The 17,102-nt window shown below is 60.5% G+C and carries 16 protein-coding genes and 1 pseudogene; 10 read left to right on the plus strand and 7 right to left on the minus strand.

Annotation, left to right across the window (positions count from 1 at the left end):
• From GM909_RS12660 to GM909_RS12670, 3 genes and pseudogenes are all read right to left on the minus strand, one after another.
• A pseudogene (locus GM909_RS12660) lies at window positions 1–486 on the minus strand (S8 family peptidase); the annotation flags it as partial.
• Window positions 487–607: 121 nt separating this feature from the next.
• Window positions 608–1,693: an AAA family ATPase gene (locus GM909_RS12665; protein ID WP_157016754.1), complete on the minus strand. Its 1,086-nt coding sequence runs from the start codon at window positions 1,691–1,693 to the stop codon at window positions 608–610.
• A 226-nt stretch (window positions 1,694–1,919) separates the two neighbouring features.
• Window positions 1,920–3,035 carry an RHE_PE00001 family protein gene (locus GM909_RS12670; RefSeq protein ID WP_157016755.1) on the minus strand — a complete coding sequence of 372 codons (1,116 nt, stop codon included), beginning with the start codon at window positions 3,033–3,035 and terminating at the stop codon, window positions 1,920–1,922.
• Between the two features lie 283 nt (window positions 3,036–3,318).
• Here GM909_RS12670 and GM909_RS12675 point away from each other — a divergent pair, with 283 nt between their 5' ends.
• Complete coding sequence (locus tag GM909_RS12675; protein WP_157016756.1) at window positions 3,319–4,242, plus strand: recombinase family protein; 924 nt, start codon at window positions 3,319–3,321, stop codon at window positions 4,240–4,242.
• Window positions 4,243–4,444: 202 nt separating this feature from the next.
• Here the strand turns inward: GM909_RS12675 and GM909_RS12680 are convergent, their stop codons facing one another.
• The 4 genes from GM909_RS12680 to repA form a co-directional block, all read right to left on the minus strand.
• Window positions 4,445–5,062, minus strand: coding sequence for a hypothetical protein (locus GM909_RS12680; protein WP_157016757.1), 618 nt, complete (start codon window positions 5,060–5,062; stop codon window positions 4,445–4,447).
• A 15-nt stretch (window positions 5,063–5,077) separates the two neighbouring features.
• Window positions 5,078–6,412: a plasmid replication protein RepC gene (gene repC, locus GM909_RS12685; RefSeq protein ID WP_157016758.1), complete on the minus strand. Its 1,335-nt coding sequence runs from the start codon at window positions 6,410–6,412 to the stop codon at window positions 5,078–5,080.
• Window positions 6,413–6,636: 224 nt separating this feature from the next.
• The gene (gene repB / locus GM909_RS12690) at window positions 6,637–7,650 is read right to left on the minus strand and encodes a plasmid partitioning protein RepB (protein ID WP_157016759.1); all 1,014 of its coding nucleotides are present in this window, start codon (window positions 7,648–7,650) and stop codon (window positions 6,637–6,639) included.
• Window positions 7,647–8,864 (minus strand): plasmid partitioning protein RepA, encoded by a 1,218-nt coding sequence (gene repA / locus GM909_RS12695; protein WP_157016760.1) that lies wholly within the window; start codon window positions 8,862–8,864, stop codon window positions 7,647–7,649. Before repA ends, repB begins: the two co-directional genes overlap by 4 nt.
• A 500-nt stretch (window positions 8,865–9,364) precedes the next feature.
• Between repA and trbB the strand changes: the two genes are divergently transcribed.
• Genes trbB through trbG form a run of 9 tightly spaced genes read left to right on the plus strand, consistent with a single transcriptional unit; the run spans window position 9,365 to window position 17,101 of the window.
• Window positions 9,365–10,333 (plus strand): P-type conjugative transfer ATPase TrbB, encoded by a 969-nt coding sequence (gene trbB / locus GM909_RS12700; RefSeq protein ID WP_157016761.1) that lies wholly within the window; start codon window positions 9,365–9,367, stop codon window positions 10,331–10,333.
• Window positions 10,323–10,700 carry a TrbC/VirB2 family protein gene (locus GM909_RS12705; RefSeq protein ID WP_157016762.1) on the plus strand — a complete coding sequence of 126 codons (378 nt, stop codon included), beginning with the start codon at window positions 10,323–10,325 and terminating at the stop codon, window positions 10,698–10,700. The genes trbB and GM909_RS12705 overlap by 11 nt, the downstream gene beginning before the upstream one ends.
• Window positions 10,693–10,992, plus strand: coding sequence for a conjugal transfer protein TrbD (locus GM909_RS12710; RefSeq protein WP_157016763.1), 300 nt, complete (start codon window positions 10,693–10,695; stop codon window positions 10,990–10,992). The genes GM909_RS12705 and GM909_RS12710 overlap by 8 nt, the downstream gene beginning before the upstream one ends.
• Window positions 10,993–10,999: 7 nt before the next feature.
• Window positions 11,000–13,450, plus strand: a complete 2,451-nt coding sequence (locus GM909_RS12715) for a conjugal transfer protein TrbE (protein WP_157016764.1) — start codon at window positions 11,000–11,002, stop codon at window positions 13,448–13,450.
• Entirely contained in the window at window positions 13,422–14,225 is an 804-nt protein-coding gene (trbJ, locus tag GM909_RS12720; RefSeq protein ID WP_157016765.1) for a P-type conjugative transfer protein TrbJ, read from the plus strand. Before GM909_RS12715 ends, trbJ begins: the two co-directional genes overlap by 29 nt.
• Window positions 14,225–14,437 carry a hypothetical protein gene (locus tag GM909_RS12725; protein ID WP_235911872.1) on the plus strand — a complete coding sequence of 71 codons (213 nt, stop codon included), beginning with the start codon at window positions 14,225–14,227 and terminating at the stop codon, window positions 14,435–14,437. Before trbJ ends, GM909_RS12725 begins: the two co-directional genes overlap by 1 nt.
• Window positions 14,397–15,584, plus strand: a complete 1,188-nt coding sequence (gene trbL / locus GM909_RS12730) for a P-type conjugative transfer protein TrbL (RefSeq protein ID WP_157016767.1) — start codon at window positions 14,397–14,399, stop codon at window positions 15,582–15,584. Before GM909_RS12725 ends, trbL begins: the two co-directional genes overlap by 41 nt.
• A 10-nt stretch (window positions 15,585–15,594) precedes the next feature.
• Window positions 15,595–16,257, plus strand: a complete 663-nt coding sequence (locus tag GM909_RS12735) for a conjugal transfer protein TrbF (protein WP_157016768.1) — start codon at window positions 15,595–15,597, stop codon at window positions 16,255–16,257.
• A gap of 43 nt (window positions 16,258–16,300) precedes the next feature.
• The gene (gene trbG, locus GM909_RS12740) at window positions 16,301–17,101 is read left to right on the plus strand and encodes a P-type conjugative transfer protein TrbG (RefSeq protein ID WP_235911885.1); all 801 of its coding nucleotides are present in this window, start codon (window positions 16,301–16,303) and stop codon (window positions 17,099–17,101) included.
• Window position 17,102 lies beyond the last annotated feature (1 nt).

A 17,102-nucleotide genomic window follows, 5' to 3' on the forward strand; every position in this document is an offset into this window, starting at 1 on the left:
GACGGTCGGCGCGGCGAGCGCCCGAACGCCACCCAGCCGACGCACGGCCAAGGCGAGTGCCTCGCTGGTCGACGTTCCGATCACAACGATATCTTCGGGGAACTCCAAGCGGTCGGTGCTGATGACGACGCCATATTCGGGAGCGCCTGCAATGAACTGGGCAGCCGCTGCCTTGTCGAGCCAGATTTCCCAGGGCCTCGCGCTGTTCCCTTCGGGAAATTTCTGGTTGGGGCTGCGCCACAAGGCCCGTAATCCCGCCTCGATGATCGCACCGATGCTCTGCACGAGGTCGGCATTGAAGGGTCGACCTTCCGACCCGTCCTTTTTCGTCCGGTTCTTCTCCCGAAAGTCTTCGATTTTTTGACGGAGCTTGCTTATGCCGTTCTGGGAGGCGAAGACGGTGGCGCGACTAGGCTGCTCGTCGGCAGTGGCCGGCTCGACCCTCAGGAGTGTCAGGCCGCTGGCATCGAGCCCGGACGTCACCATCACCTCTCCCGGGCGTCCTTCGACCTCAAGGTAAAGTCCGGGCCGGTTGTCCGCCGCTACATTGGGAAGATGGTCAAGCGCCTGGAGGAGAGCATGCGCATGGGCCGCTCGATCAGCAACGTCACTTGGCCTTTTTGGCGACCCGCCGCCTTTGGCTTTGAAGACCTGCGCTCTTCCGAGTGCGTGCAGGATGAAGTGTTCGCGATCCCTCGGCATCCCCAGCCATTCCCCCTATTCCATGTAGCGAACGGCGTCTGTCCAGGGAGGCGATGAGGGCTGTGGTCTCGATGCGGTCCTGATTTGCCAATACCGTCCTTCTTGCGGCGTCTTCCGCGGCGGCAACAACGTCTGCGGTCGACAAGCCTTCTGCATGGTTTGTGACCCCGCCCCAGTCGACAGCGTTCGCCTCAAAGCCGGTCAACCGCCGGCGCAGCGCCTTTTCAATCGCCGAACCAGTCGGCATCTCGTACGGCAGAACGAGGTCGAAGCGACGCAGGACAGCTCGATCGAGAATTTGCGGAAGGTTCGTGGTCGCAACAACGATTGATGGGCCCGTGTCTTCATCCAGGAACTGCAGGAAGGAGTTCAGGATGCGGCGGGCTTCACCAATATCGTTCTCAGCTCCCCGCGCAGCGGCGAGCGCATCGATCTCGTCGAACAGGTACACGCCCCGCGTGGTTCGAACCGCATCGAAAATCATGCGCAACTTTTGGGCTGTCTCGCCCATGAATTTCGTGATTAGCCCATGGAGCAGTACTGTGAAGAGCGGGAACCGCAATTCGCCGGCAAGTGCCGCAGCGCTCAGGGTCTTCCCCGTTCCTGGAGGGCCAGCCAGCAATAGTCGCCGGCGCGGCCGCAACCCCTTTTCTTCCAACCGCTCGCGCATGCGCGTTTCGGTGACGATATGGACTAACTCATCCTCCAGGTGAAATGGAAGAATGACATCGTTGAGCCGCGTCGAGGGATAACTGGCGTCCAGAAAGCCTGCGAGATCGCCTCGAGGCGCTGCCAACGGCGTTGGCTTTGCAGCAGCAGGTTTCTGCGGAGTTCGACTCGCTTCGGCCCATTGCCTGAGTTGCTCGGCAAGCCTGGTGTGTCCCTTCTGGCTCTCCGTGGCAGCAAGCTGCATGGCGAGATCGAAGAAGCGTTCTTCGTCACCTTCGGCATGACTCTTGACGAGTCCTATAAGTTGCTGTGCCGATGCCATATTACTTCGCCTTCCAGAGCCCCAGGTGATCGCACCAAATCACCTGCAAAGAACTTTATATGTCTAAAAAGTTAATGGAAGGGCGAGACACCCGTTCCAAGCACGTTCAACCACTTTTTGCCGGACCTCGCCGGAGCCGACGCACCTTCCCGGCAAGCGGATAGCCTGCAAAAACGACCTCAATAGGAAGGGAAGGCTATCGGAGGCGACGATGGTACGCCCCCGATCAGATCACTCCCCATGCCCTGTACCGCCCTCTCCCAGTCAATTCCCGTATCCCTAGTTCCGCGATGAGGCCGAGCGCCCCGCGCTGCGTGACCTTCGCCGCCTTGGCGACAGTCGATGCCGACACAACTGGCCGCGACAGCGCCAGATCGATCGCCGCCGGTAGATTGCTCGACGAACGTCGGCCTTTGAGCCGTCGCGTCATCTGCTCTCGCGCTTGCGTCAGCCGAGCGATTTCCTTGATGCCAGCCTCTGCCGAGGCTGACATGGCATCAAGGAATGCCAGGAGCCGGGTTATGCGGTTGGACGACCGCCGTTGCTCCCTTGGCACTGCCTTCAGCCCGACATTGAACCCGAATAGGTGGGAAGTCACCTTCCCCCTCGCCCGCAGGTTGGCGCTGATCAACTGACTGCCGAGCCAATGCTGGCGCTGCATCGGTTCCAGGGTTTCCCACGCATCCCAAAGTACGGCTGATGCCAGTGTGGCCGGGATTCCAGCGGTATCCTGGAGAACCCGCTTCCATTGTGTCAAACGGTCCTCTTCGTCCCAATCCGGATCTCGGATCATTAGCTCTCCCACGACCAGAGGGGCTCGGACCTGCTCTTGTTGCCCTTTGGAAACCCGGTCGAGGACCTGCTGCGACTGATCGAGGACTGCGTCGAAGCTTGCCAACTCCTTCGCAAACGCATCGTCATCATCTGGGAAATCGAGGCCAGCCGGTTCATCTGATGGCACCCTCTCCTCTTCGGCCGGCTGTTCCAGCGCCAGTTCCGCATACCCAGTCAGACAGGCGATGCCGGCGTTGCTCGTTGCCCAGTCGGCTTTACCGTTAGCAATGCGGCGGCGAACCCGCAGAATCTGGTGTGCTATTGTCAGCTCATGCGTCGGCGCGCGGACATCCATACGGGCATCGTGGAGGACCAGGTCATCCATATGGACAAGCTCGCCAGCGACCCACATGCTAGCTGCGGCATCGAAGAAATGCCCACGCTCGGCAAATCCGTCGCCGACCGGACTGCGCCGCACGAGCTCGTCGAGGCGGGCAACCTGGTCCTCGGCCCGTCCGATAGCCGAAAGCAGGGTCTGGAGAGCCAAGTCGTCGATTTCGTAACCCATTGTTTCCCTGTGCTATTATTTCTCAAACAGAAGCTAACATATATTTAGCTTCCGTCACAGCGATTGATTTTTACGCACGCGTTCTAAGAGGTAGCGCCAGGCCTTCCGGATTGAACAACGGGACATTCATCACGGCTCAGATCGACGAGAAAGGCTGTTTTCCTGGCCCTCCACGGTTTCTCAGAACAGTATAAGGGCCTCTAGAGACGTTTACAAACGATCAGTTATCCGTATCTTCTGTGTTTGTAATTTTTCTCTCCGATACGGCTCTCAGACGTTCCAAATGGCCAAGACACCGCTCAATCACTCCTCTCGTCGACCACAGGGCCGACTTATCGGCTATGCCCGCGTGTCCACTGACGAGCAGGCTACGGAATCGCAGGAGATGGAGTTGCGATCGGCCGGATGCGAAACAATCGTCCGGGAGCACGGCTCCGGCGCCTCCCGGACCCGCCCTGCCCTCGCCAAGCTTGTTCACGAGATTGGTGCCGGCGACACCCTCGTTGTCGTTCGGCTTGACCGCCTGGCCCGCTCGGTCAGTCACCTGCTCAACGTCATCGAGGACCTTACATCGAAAGGCGCGCATTTCAGGTCGCTCAGCGATCCGATCGATACCACTACCCCGCAGGGCATGTTTTCGCTGCAGGTCCTTGGCGCCGTCGCCCAGCTGGAACGGGCCCTCAACTCAGAGCGCACAAAGTCGGGTATCAAAGCCGCCAAGGCAAAAGGTCGTCTACCAGGCAATCCAGGTGTTCGGGAACGTCGGCCGGATGTGCTGGCCAAGATGACGGCCGCTCAAAAGGCAGCCTATGGAGCGCGTCTACAGTCAACCGCCAATCAGTGGCTCCCAATCGTCCGGCGCATGCGTCCGGATCACACCTGGGTCGACATTTCGCGTGTCCTCAAACAACGTGGCGTCAATTGGACCCCGGAGCGCTTGCGGCGCGCGATGAAATGGATGGTTAGCGAAGGGATGGCCGACAAGTCGCTCCTGAGGAAGTCGTCACCCCGGCTGCCCGAAGACCGTTTGATGACGCTTGTGGCAGGTATGCATTCCTCCAATCCGGAGCTTACTTTGCGCGAAATCGCCAATCAGCTTGAGCGCCTTCACGAGCGCACGCCGCGTGGCGGTACAAAGTGGGCGCCCTCGTCCGTCAAGAACCTTCTTGACCGTGCGAAGCGCACTGGCTTGCTCGAGGTGACCTGAACGCGCAAGTGTGGAATTATCTTGTGGCGCGAACGCCTTACAAATCGCGCGTTGCGGTCAAAATCAGATTGGCCCAAGAATTCCATAACCCCGAAGCGCAGCAATCGAAACCAGGACCATCAACAGCCGGAATGATTTCGCGCAATGGGCGATCGAACGGGCCAAATCGAGCTCCCCGCCGACCACAGGGTCGCATGACCGGCTACGAATGTAGTTTTCGATGCATGGAGAAGGCTGGGTGGTCTCGCGTGCACCGTTGTTTAAGGTTGCCTAATTCAGACTCCAGCTCCTTGAGCAATTCTCCAGCCCGAACGCCGATCGAAAATGCAGAAAGTGCGGCCAGTTTCACCCCAGCCATCATAGCGGCTTCGGCCCTCGCTGCGGCATCCAGGCTCACAGTTGGATCATTGATGACGGTGTGCGCGGCACCGATCACTCTTCCTGCGCACAGGTCCGCCAATTCCGTTTCCCTCTCGACAATTTCGATGTTCGTGCTCTTACCTGAACGGGGAACCGGGCGTGGGAGACTCTGGACGGCCGACAAGACTTCTTCAGCGACTTCCTCGACAATTTCTACGAGCTGATCGGCAGTCTCATCCAGTTCATCCCAGGAGATGAACCGCCTCCCCTTGTTCTCCTGCACGATGAGTTCATCGTCTGTCCCCGCGGCAACCCGCGCTGCAATCTGCAGGCCACCACCATTCTCTGTCACGAGGTGCAAGCGGACACGCAGCGTCCGCGGGGCGCGATCTTCGACCTTGCGCGCTCTCGTCAATGCTGCGGCGATTGCTGGGCCAACGAGTTTACGATTCTCCATCATCCAAATTCCCTCAAGTCACCACGGTTTGCTTCGCAGGCTCCTTCGCAACGCGTCGGAGACCTCCAGGCCGGGTCCATTTTGTGGTGCGTCGGTGTGATCGCTCTGTGTTCGGGAAGCTTCATCGGGTCCTGGGTTTCTCGACTTACCAGTCTCGAGTTTCGCCCGAAGCAGCGCCATAATCATCGGCCAGGCGGAGAATTTACCCTCCCGTGCCTTGTCAGTGAGACTACGCAGATATCCCCCGGAGCTGTTGATCTGGTCTGTCCGCTGGTAGATCGCCGCGAGGGTGATCGCCGCGTGTTGCTCGCCCATGACGTCGCAGGCTTCACGCCAGGCGCTGGGGCTGATTGCCAGCATCGGCCGGGCCAACTCTGCCGTCGCGAGAAAGTCACGCCAGTGCCGGATGTCTCCGCCCTGCGCCAGGTCGCGCAGATTTGGGCAAGCGTCCAGTACGATTCCTAAGGGCAGCTCCCGCTTCGGCAGGCTCCGTACGTTGTCGGTTTCCGCGGCGGTGCCGCCCTCTTCCTTCTTTGCTCGAAAGCCGCTTTCAGATTCAAATTGGGAGTCTGGGTTTGAATTCTGTATGTGGCGATCAGAATGGGACTCATTGGCGTCCATATTCTGTGTTTCTGCGAATGTTTCCAACACCTCACGGATCTCGGTGTAGAGGCCATGCAGGTCGGTACAGATGTCGTCCACGAGCTGTCTAGGCGCTGTGCGCGGCAGACGGCCGATGATAGCCTGATAGGTTTGCTGCACCCTGCCCCAATTGCCAGGCACCCTCTCTTCGATGCCCGCCTCGATCAGCTTGACGACATCGCGCCGCAGCAGCGTCAGGCGCTCCTTGGCGACCCGAAATGCCTTCTTCTCAGTTTTGATGGACTCCGCGAGTTCGGCGAACTCCTCGGCCCGCGCCACGATCGGGGACAGGTCAAAGCCGTAGGCCTGCTCGATCTGGCCTCCCCTGCCCTTCCGGGCGAAGCGCTTGCCGTTGGGACTGTCGCGCCGAATGACCAGGCCACAGTCGACGAGTACGGCCAGGTGCCGCCGCAGCGTGGTCGGGGGCATGCCGTTGGCCCGCGCAGCCAACTGTTCGTTCGAAGGCCAGACGATCAATTCCCCCGAACCGGAGAGTTCGGCTTCGGGATGGAACGACAGCAGGGCATTGAGGATGGCCAGGGATCTATCCGTGGCGCCGAGCAAGTCTCTGGCTTCGCGGATGGATTGGAACACCTTCCACTTCTGAACACTGGCGTCTTCAGGCACTGATTTCGCGACAAGCTGGCTTGTGATCATGCCGAGCGTCATCGACCGCCGCCCAAAGGGCGTCGTGGACATATGGGTCTGCATCTTTCTTCACCTATTGCTAGGCAATAGAAATCCGCTCGCCGAATCGACGTTCACTGCGGCTTGAGGGCCTTGACTGTGATTCCTGGAAGTGCGATTCTCTCGTCACCACAACTGAGAAGGGCTTCCGGAATGTCGTTTCGGGGGCCTTTTTCTTTGCCCGGTTTCATTTCCGTCGCTTCGGTCTGCAAATTGTCAGCTGACAATTTGCAGAAAGCGATTGTTTTTCAGTGCTTTGCTCCTTTCGACATTTGGCTGGATTTCGCTTCAGGGCTGCCCTTGAACTCATCAAGGAGTGCAGGAAGGCGGCGCTGGAGGAAACTGGCGAAGCTGGCATTGTCGGACACGAGGCGGACATTGCCGCCCTTCTTCTCGAGCCACGCGACACGATCCGAGGAAACCGGACGCCGCTTTGCCGTCCGTCTCGTGGGCCCAACGGCCTGCAGCGCCAGCGTGAAGCGTTCATCGGTATCCGCGGCCTCGAACGCCGAGGAGGAGATCAACTCGTTCAACTCATCGCGCGCCCCCGCCTGTTCCAGCCCCTTGACGAGCTGAAGCCATCTGGGGCGGCCGATCTTTGGCGCGGGGCCGATTGCCACAATCAGGTCCTCGCCGAGCGCCTGCGCTACTGTCAGCAAGCGTGAGATCTCTGGCTTATCAACGCTGAGGGCGGCGGATAACGTGTCGCGGTCGAAACCGTGGCCTTCCATCTGCATGGCGAACCGGGCCCGCTCGATGAAAGTCAGATCTTCGCGGGGGCCATTCTCCTGACCCTGCAGAACCACCATCTCGTGGTCCGAGAGCTTTCGGATGATCGCCTTGAGGCTAAGGCCCAGCTCCTGCGCCACCCGCCAACGACGGTGCCCGGCGGCGATCTGATAACGGCCGTCTTCTGTCGGGTGCGGGCGCGCGATGATAGGGATCTGCTGGCCGTTCTCCGCGATTGCGGCCTTCAGATCCTGGAAACGGCTATCGCTCGTTGACGGGATGCGATCCGAGACGATCGAAGGGCTGAACAGGGCCGGGTCGAGGTCCTGGGTGGTCTCGCGATTTGCCAGCTCCTCACGCAGCGCCTTGGCCTGCGCCGCTTCGGCCGAGAGTCGATCGAGGCCAAGGCTCATGGCCTTGACCGCGCCCGATGGTCGAGCTTGCGGCAGCGAGCTGTCGGCGGGACGGCCCGGCTTGCCGGCGGCGACCAAGCCCTGAAGGATGTCCCTGCCTCTTCCGTCCGCTTTTTTCATCTGGCCACCCTCCCCCAAGCCTGCAGGATCAGCTTTTCGACGTCGCCGTTCACGGCGTCCATGGATTCGATCGCGCGATCATAGGTCTGCCGGTGCATGGACTCGCGCGGAGCTTCATACACAGTCTGTTTCGACAGACCGGCATCCGAGATGGCGGTCGATTTGACCATCATCGGCGTGAGCACGCGCTCGCCGAATAGATTGCGCATAAAGGCCACGATCTGGTTTTGCGGGCCGTCATTCGGCTCGTGGCGCGTCACCAGGTAGCGCATCCAGTCGTAGTCGAGGTTGCCACCGTTATCGCGCACGACAGCCAGCAATTGCGAGGTCATAGCCAGAAACTGGTTCATAGACGCCACGTCGAGCATCTGCGGATGCACGGTGATGAGCACCGCGCTTGCAGCGCACAGTGCCGACATGGTCAAAAAGCCGAGCTGAGGCGGGCAATCGATCACTACCACATCGTAGTCGTCTGCCACGCTGTGCAATGCGCTGGCCACGCGCATGAAGAACAGTCCGTCATCGTCATGCGTGCCACTCGCCAAGACCCGCGGCGTATCGTGTTCGAATTCGTGCAGTTCGAGGTTACCGGGAATAAGGTCGAGACCAGCGAAATACGTCTTGCGCACGATTTCGGAAAGCGGCCGGCGCTCGTCGTCATACCGGATTGCGCCGTAGAGCGTCTGATTATCGGCGACGTCGAATTCCGGCTGGTAGCCGAACAAAGCTGACATGGACGCCTGCGGGTCGAGGTCGACGGCAAGGACCCGGTAGCCATGAAGCGCAAGGTATTGTGCGAGGTGGGTCGCGGTTGTGGTTTTGCCGGAGCCGCCTTTGAAATTGGTAACGGCGATGACCTGCAGGTGCTCATCGTCCTTGCGCCACGGCACATAGGATGTCTTGCCCTTGGTCAGGTGATGGCGCAGTTCATGAACCTGCTCGAGCGTGTACCGCCGGCGGCCATTATTCGCCTTTTCGGGCACCGGGCCCTCTTCGACGGTGGCTAGATTTCTGATATAGCTCTCGGTGACGCCGATCAGCTTGGCGGTCTCGGCGGTTGAGAACGAGCGGAGCTCCTTCTTGGCCTCCGGAGCAAACAGGCGCTCGCGCAGGACCTGGAGCTGGGATCCCAACGCCTGCGAGTCTTCCCAGATCGTTTCATCGAACGCCTGGGCTCCTTTGGGTCGTGAATTCTCGACTGCGGTGGGCTTCATCGTGAAAGTCGCAAAACTGAGCCAATCGTGAAAATTTCCGCAAATTGATCTGACTCCCATCTGTCGGTCAAGGAATATTAGGTTAATGGTTTCTTAACAGCCCACCCCATTGGGCCTAACAAACTGTATTCCTTGCTTTTTCCCGATATTGTCAGCTGACAACGCCCAAGAGTGACGGGCCATCTTGGAGGCGGATGGACCCGTGCCCGGCGTAGCAGAGCCGACTCACCGCCCCCGGTCACCCCGGCATATTTGCGGGGGCTCGTCGGCTCGCGTTCTCACTCGGCGGCGTCACAATCGGTCGTTCTCGGGGGCGGCATCGCCGGATCACACAACAATCCGACCCGGCATTTATGCCGGGCTGACGACCATTTGCGATCCATGATCCAGTCGCCCGATCAGCAATTGAGCGAAATCATCCGCATGTGCAATCCGCGAGCATTCCCTGGAAAGGCCGATGACTCCCCACGTGACTCCTATGGCAGCGCGGGGCGGCGACTATGAATTCCTTGCGGTCCCATCCTCGACTTGTTCGTAAATTGCAGGATGCGCTGGGCGACGCGATCTGCTCAGCGCTCGAGGACACCTCGGTGGTCGAGATCATGCTGAACCCGGACGGCAAGCTGTTTCTTGAGCGGCTGGGTGGGGGGATGGATAGTCTAGGTGGCCTTCAGCCCGGTGCGGCTGAGATCATCATCGGGAGTGTGGCGCACGCGCTCCAGACCGAAGCGGACGAAGACCAACCAATCATATCGGGCGAGCTGCCAATCGGCGGCCATCGGTTCGAGGGGTTGCTGCCGCCCGTGGTAAGCGCCCCGAGCTTCACCATCCGAAAGCGAGCGTCGCGACTCATCCCGCTCGACGACTACGTGCGCGGCACGGTCATGACCGACGAGCAGGCGAAGTTGATCCGCAATGCTATCGATTCGCGTCTCAACATCGTTGTGTCGGGCGGCACTGGATCGGGGAAAACGACCCTTGCCAATGCTGTGATCGCAGAGATGGTCCGCACGTCCCCAGAACACCGCCTAGTGATCCTCGAAGACACGGCCGAGATACAGTGCGCCGCGGAAAACGCGGTCTCGCTGCACACCACGGACACGGTCGATATGGCGCGGTTGCTCAAATCCACCATGCGTCTGCGCCCAGACCGCATCATCGTCGGAGAGGTCCGAGACGGCGCCGCGCTCACTCTTCTCAAAGCCTGGAACACGGGGCATCCCGGCGGAATCACAACCATCCACGCGAACAGCGCCATCTCTGCACTGCGTCGCCTTGAGCAACTGACCGCCGAGGCGAGCCAACAGCCCATGCGTGAAGTCATCGGGGAAGCCGTGGATCTCGTGATCTCGATCGAACGCACCCCGAAGGGGAGGCGGATCCGGGAAGCGATCCATGTCGAGAGCTTTTCAGGTGGCCAATACCAGGTTGAGACCTACTCCGGAGAGGGACCCTTCAATGAGGCATAGCAGGAAAACGTCAGTCACTTTGGCGTTCATAGCGCTGGCGATCACAGTCGGACCGGCTTTCGCGGCAGGCGGAGGCGGTGGGCTGCCGTGGGAAGGTCCGCTTCAACAGATCCAGGAGTCCATCACCGGGCCGGTGGCCGGCTTCATTGCCTTGGCAGCCGTAGCCGTCGCGGGCGGAATGCTGATCTTTGGCGGCGAGTTGAACGATTTCGCCCGTCGCCTCATGTACGTGGTCCTCGTCGCCGGCATTCTCCTCGGCGCGACACAGATCGTTGGCTTGTTCGGAGCGTCGGGCGCGTCCATCGGTGACTTCGATCACGCCGCTACGGCGAGGCCATGGGAGATAGGGGAGATGCTGGATGCCTGAAGCCAGCACACCTCTCGTCCGATCACGCATCCATCGGGCGCTGTCGCGCCCGAACCTTTTGATGGGTGCGGATCGTGAACTGGTCCTGCTGACCGGCCTGGCCGCGATCATCCTGATCTTTGTCGTGCTCACATGGTTCTCCGCTCTGTTCGGGATTGCCGTCTGGATCGGAGTGGTGGCAGCCCTGCGCATGATGGCCAAGGCAGACCCGCTGATGCGTAAGGTTTACGTCCGGCATATCGGCTATCACCAGAGCTACCGGCCGACATCATCACCGTGGCGGAGGCACTGACGCTCTCATGGTCGCGCTCCGCCAGTTCCGCAATTCCCGTCCATCCTTCTCAGATCTTGTCCCCTATGCGGGGCTGATCGATGACGGCGTGATCCTGCTGAAAGATGGGTCCGTGATGGCCGGTTGGTATTTCGCGGGGCCGGATTCCGAAAGCTCGACCAATGTCGAACGGAATGAGGTATCGCGCCAGATCAACGCGATCCTGGCGCGACTTGGTTCGGGATGGATGATCCAGGTCGAAGCCGTGCGCGTGCCGACCGTCGCCTATCCGTCGCGCGACGAGAGCCATTTTCCCGATCCGGTGACACGGGTAATCGACGATGAGCGCCGGACACGATTCGAGAGCGAGCGTGGCCACTATGAAAGTCAACACGCGCTGATCCTCACCTATCGTCCGCCTGAACGGCGTCGCTCGGGTCTGGCCCGCTACGTCTATTCCGACGACGAAAGCCGGTCGGAAACCTACGCTGATATCGTCCTTGACACTTTCCGAACATCGATCCGGGAAGTCGAGCAGTATCTCGCGAATGTCGTCTCAATCCGGCGGATGGTAACGCGTTCTGTCACGGATCCCGCGACCGGGCGGGTCGCTCGATATGATGAGCTGTTCCAGTTCATCCGATTCTGCATCGTCGGCGAGAATCATCCGGTCAGGCTGCCTGAAATCCCGATGTATCTCGATTGGTTGGCGACGGCCGAGTTCCACCATGGGTTATCGCCGGTGGTCGATGGCCGCCACCTCGCCGTCGTGGCGATCGATGGCTTTCCGGCCGAGAGCTGGCCTGGCATTCTCAACACGCTCGACCTGATGCCGCTGACCTATCGCTGGTCTTCGCGCTTCATCTTCCTCGACGACCAGGAGGCTCGGCAAAAGCTCGAGCGCACGCGGAAGAAGTGGCAGCAGAAGGTGCGGCCATTTTTCGATCAGTTGTTCCAGACGCAGAACCGCTCGGTCGACCAGGACGCCATGCACATGGTGGCAGAGGCGGAAGACGCTATCGCCGAAGCGTCGTCTCAGCTCGTCGCCTTCGGCTACTACACCCCTGTCATCGTGATGTTCGATACCGATGACGCAAAACTGCGCGACCGGGCCGAAGCGGTGCGACGCCTCATTCAGGCCGAAGGTTTCGGAGCCCGTATCGAAACCCTCAACGCGACCGAAGCCTATCTCGGTTCGCTGCCGGGGAACTGGTACTCCAATATCCGCGAGCCGCTGATCAACACCCGCAATCTGGCCGATCTCGTTCCCCTCAACTCGGTCTGGTCGGGCAGCGCCACAGCGCCGTGTCCATTCTATCCGCCCAATTCTCCACCTCTGATGCAAGTCGCTTCCGGCTCCACTCCTTTCCGATTGAATCTGCACGTCGATGACGTGGGACACACGCTGATCTTCGGGCCGACCGGATCGGGAAAATCGACACTGCTGGCGCTGATCGCTGCACAATTCCGGCGCTATGCCGCCGCGCAGATCTTTGCCTTCGACAAGGGCAATTCGATGTTGCCGCTGACCTTCGGCGCCGGCGGCGATCATTATGAGGTCGGGGGAGGGGAGGGGGCGGCTGCACTTTCCTTCTGCCCGCTCGCCGAACTGTCCTCGGAAGGCGATCGAGCCTGGGCTGCGGAATGGATTGAAACGCTCGTCGCGATGCAGGGCGTGACCATCACGCCCGATTATCGCAACGCGATCTCGCGCCAGATCGCCCTGATGGCATCGGCACGCGGCCGTTCGCTGTCCGATTTCGTCAGCGGCGTCCAGATGCGCGAGATCAAGGATGCGCTTCACCACTACACCGTCGATGGGCCGATGGGTCAATTGCTGGACGCCGAAGAGGACGGGCTTGCCCTTGGGGCATTTCAAACCTTCGAGGTCGAACACCTGATGAACATGGGCGAGCGCAATCTCGTGCCCGTATTGCTCTACCTGTTCCGCCGTATCGAAAAACGTCTCACCGGCGCGCCCAGCCTCATCATCCTCGACGAAGCATGGCTGATGCTCGGCCACCCGACCTTCAGGGATAAAATCCGGGAATGGCTGAAGGTGCTGCGCAAGGCCAATTGCGCCGTTGTGCTCGCCACCCAGTCGATTTCCGATGCCGAGCGGTCAGGCATCATCGACGTGCTCAAGGAAAGCTGCCCGACCAAGATCTGTCTCCCGAACGGCGCGGCTCGGGAACCCGGCACACGCGAATTCTACGAGCGCATTGGCTTCAACGAGCGCCAGATCGAAATCGTCGCAACCGCCATTCCCAAGTGGGATTACTACGTTGCCTCGCCGGAAGGACGGCGGATGTTCGATATGGCGCTCGGTCCCGTCGCACTCGCCTTCGCCGGCGCGAGCGGCAAGGAGGACCTCAAACGCATCCAGCAACTTCGCCAGGACCATGGTGCCGGTTGGCCTGCCGCCTGGCTCACCGAAAGGGGGATCGGCAATGCCGAAACTATTCTCGCGCGGGCGTAGGGCCGTCGTTGCTGCACTTCTAACGTCAAGTATGGCCGGGGGCAGCACACCGGTGCATGCAGGCGCCGCTATGGGTAATGCAACAGAATGGACGCAGTTGCTCAACAATTCCGAGCTGGTCGGTCTTGTCGGACAGTCTGCGGAGCAGATTCAGAACCAGGTCACACAGATCACGCAACTCGCCGAGCAGATTCAAAACCAACTCAACATCTATGAGAACATGCTGCAAAACACCTTGCAGCTTCCCGAGCATGTCTGGGGTCAGGTTGAAAACGATCTCACTCGCCTTCAGAGCCTCGTCAATCAGGGGCAGGGGATCGCATTTTCGATGGGGAACATGGACGATGTTCTCAAGCAACGATTCCAGAGTTTTGCCGAATTCGATACCGGTCTCGCCGGTGGCGAGACTTTTTCCTCGAGCTACCAGACCTGGTCCGACACCAATCGCGACACGATTGCGGCGACGCTGCGGGCCGCTGGCCTGACCTCCGAACAGTTCGGCAGCGAGGAGGCAACAATGGCGCAGCTTCGATCCATGTCCGAATCCTCGGTCGGCCAGATGCAGGCGCTGCAGGTAGGGCATGAAATCGCCGCCCAGCAGGTCGCGCAAACGCAGAAACTGCGCGGCCTCGTCTCCCAGCAGATCACCATGATGGGCACCTGGTATCAGTCCGAGCAGGCAGCACAGGATCTCGCTCAGAACCGGCGCGAAGAATTCTTCCAGTCGACGGCGCCATCGTCGTCAGGCGGCCAGGAGATGGAGCCGCGCTGGTGATGAAACATCCAATCGCTCTGATCGTCGCCACACTAATCGTCATCGCCGTCTTGATCGGCGTCGCGGTGTGGGTCGTGACCGACCAAGGTCAGCCTGCCGAAAGTCACAAAATCCAAACTGCTCCGCCTGAGTTCGACACGACGGGCGGGCAGGAGATGCAGCCCCGCTGGAATGGACGAGAGGGGGCGAGCAGTGGCACCCCCAACAACTAGGTTGTCGATCATCACCCTTATCGCCGTTTTGGCGTTCGTACCGGCAGCCGTTGCGCAGGACGGATCGTTGCTGACCAACCTCGAAAACGAGGTCGCCAGTGCCGCGCAGGGGTGGGAAACGACCGTGATGAACGCGGCACGCTCGCTCTTCTGGATTCTCGCCGGCATCGAGGTCGGCATCGCCGCCGTCTGGCTGGCATTGGCCGCCGCTTCGCTCGACACCTGGTTCGCCGAGCTGGTGCGACGCATCATGTTTATCGGGCTGTTCGTGTTCATTCTCGAGCAAGGACCGAGCTTCACCAGAGCCATGGTCGACAGCCTGTTCCAGATCGGCGCCAGTGGCGGATCGGCGTCGCCGGCCAACGTCTTCAACGCAGGGCTCCAAGTCGCCAGCGCCATGTCCCAAAAAGCCCAGTTCGGGCTCTTCGAGGATAATGCACTAGCGATTGCGGCGGTCTTTGCCATGGTCGTCGTCGTGATCAGCTTCTCGCTCGTCGCTGCGATTTTCGTTTCGGTGATGGTCGAGATGTATGTCGGCCTTCTCGCCGGCATGATCATGCTGGGGCTTGGCGGGTCCAGCTTCACCAAAGATTTCGCCGTCCGCTATCTCGTCTATGCGTTTTCGGTCGGGATGAAGCTCATGGCGTTGGTCATGATCGCCCGGATCGGATCGCAGGTTCTGGTCGGACTGGCCAATGGTCCAGCCAGTTCGGACGAATATCTGTCGACGCTGGCCATCGCCGGCATTTCCGTCGTGGTCTTCATCATCTCGATCTACGTGCCCAACATCGTGCAAGGCGTGGTTCAGGGTGTCTCGGTCACGAGTGGGATGGAAGCGATCCGACACGGCGGGCAGGCCGCAAGCTTCGCAGCGGGAAGCGCTGCATTGGCATGGGGCGGTGCGCGGGCAGGGACCTCGGCCTATTCCGCCGCACGCGCCGAAGGCAGCTCGTTAGGTGCATCCGCCCTCAAGGGTATGACCGCCGGAGCGGGAGCCGCTGGAGGGGCACTCGCTTCAGCGGCGCGTGACAAGGCGATCGGTGTTCCAGGGACATGGGGCGCATCGACCCTTGGCCTCGCAAATTCCAAACTCGATCAGGGCCAGGGCAATGCCTCGAGCCGCCCCTCCAAAGACGACAAGGCGTGAGTGAACAGCCATGGCGGCACCCAACCCACCTGAGAATCCTTATCTTTCCGCGCGCCTCGAATGGAACGAGCGCTATGGCTCCTATGTGAAAGCGGCCGCCGCGTGGCGTATCGTCGGCGTCACCGGCATGCTGATGGCGGTGATCGGATTTTCCTACGCGCTCTTTCAAAGCACGCAGGTGAAACTGGTCCCCTATATCGTGGAAGTGGATCGGCTGGGCACAGCCGCGAGCGCAGGCTTTCCGCAGCAGATCGAGTATGCCGATCCACGCGTCGTTCGCGCGACGCTCGGCAGCTTCGTCGCCAATTTCCGGTCGATCACGCCGGACGCGGTCGTCCAGAAGCAATATATCGACCGCACCTACGCCCATTTGCGCACGTCCGATCCGGCAACCGAGAAGGTCAACGCCTGGTTCCGCGGAAATTCCCCCTTTGACCGCGCACGGACCATGACCGTCGCCGTCGAGGTGACCAATATCGTGCCGCTATCCAACCAGACGTATCAGATCGACTGGACGGAATACGAACGCGATCGGCAGGGCAAGGAGCTTGGTACGCGACGATATCGCGGCGTTGCTACCGTCGCCCTGACCCCGCCCCAGGACGAGGCGGTCATCCGCCTCAACCCGATCGGGCTTTATCTGAAAGATTTTGACTGGACGGCGCAATTGTGAGTGCCCGGAGGCTTGTATGATGAGTTTATCCAGAATCCGGGGCATGGCGATCTGCACTGCGCTGGTTCTTCCCACAATACCTTTGACCGCCCTGGCGCAGAACCTGAGCGCCAACGAAGTCCGAGGCACAAGCCTTTCCGGGCAATGGCAATCGGGGCAGGGGGTTGTAACGCGCGGCCCCGATGGCAAGGTCGTTTTTCTCTTCGGCGAGGTGCAGCCTTCGGTTGTCTGCTCGCCGCTCCAGGTTTGTGACATCGAGCTTCAGGCGGGAGAGATCGTGCGGGATGTGCTGCTTGGCGATACCGTTCGCTGGAAGGTCGAGCCGGCCACGTCCGGCGCACCGGGCGGGCAAGCCGTGCATCTGATCGTCAAGCCGGCCGAGTCGGGCCTTGTCACCTCGATGGTGGTGACCACGTCGCGGCGGACCTATCACATTCAGCTCAAATCCCATCACAGCCAGTACATGGCCCGTGTCGGATTTGAGTATCCCGAGGACGTCAACGCCCGTTTCGCCGAGATCAATGCGCGCATCGAGGCGAGCATCGTTCCCGGTGCCGGCGTGCCGGCGGACCAGCTCGATTTCGGGTACCGAATGACCGGCGGCGCGCGCTGGAAGCCAACCCGGATCTACTCCGATGGGCTCAAGACCTACATTCAGTTCCCCGGCTCGCTTTCCGGCCAGGATGCGCCTGTCTTGTTTGTCGTTAGCGGCGGCGAGAACCGCATCGTCAATTATCGGATGAACGGCACGATGATGGTTGTGGACTACCATATCGACCACGCCATCCTTGTGTCAGGCGTCGGTCGGGACCAGCAGAAGATCACCATCAGGCGGGGAGGGTAGT

Source organism: Mesorhizobium xinjiangense, assembly GCF_009749525.1.
In the GTDB taxonomy this organism is placed as follows: domain Bacteria; phylum Pseudomonadota; class Alphaproteobacteria; order Rhizobiales; family Rhizobiaceae; genus Mangrovimarina; species Mangrovimarina xinjiangensis.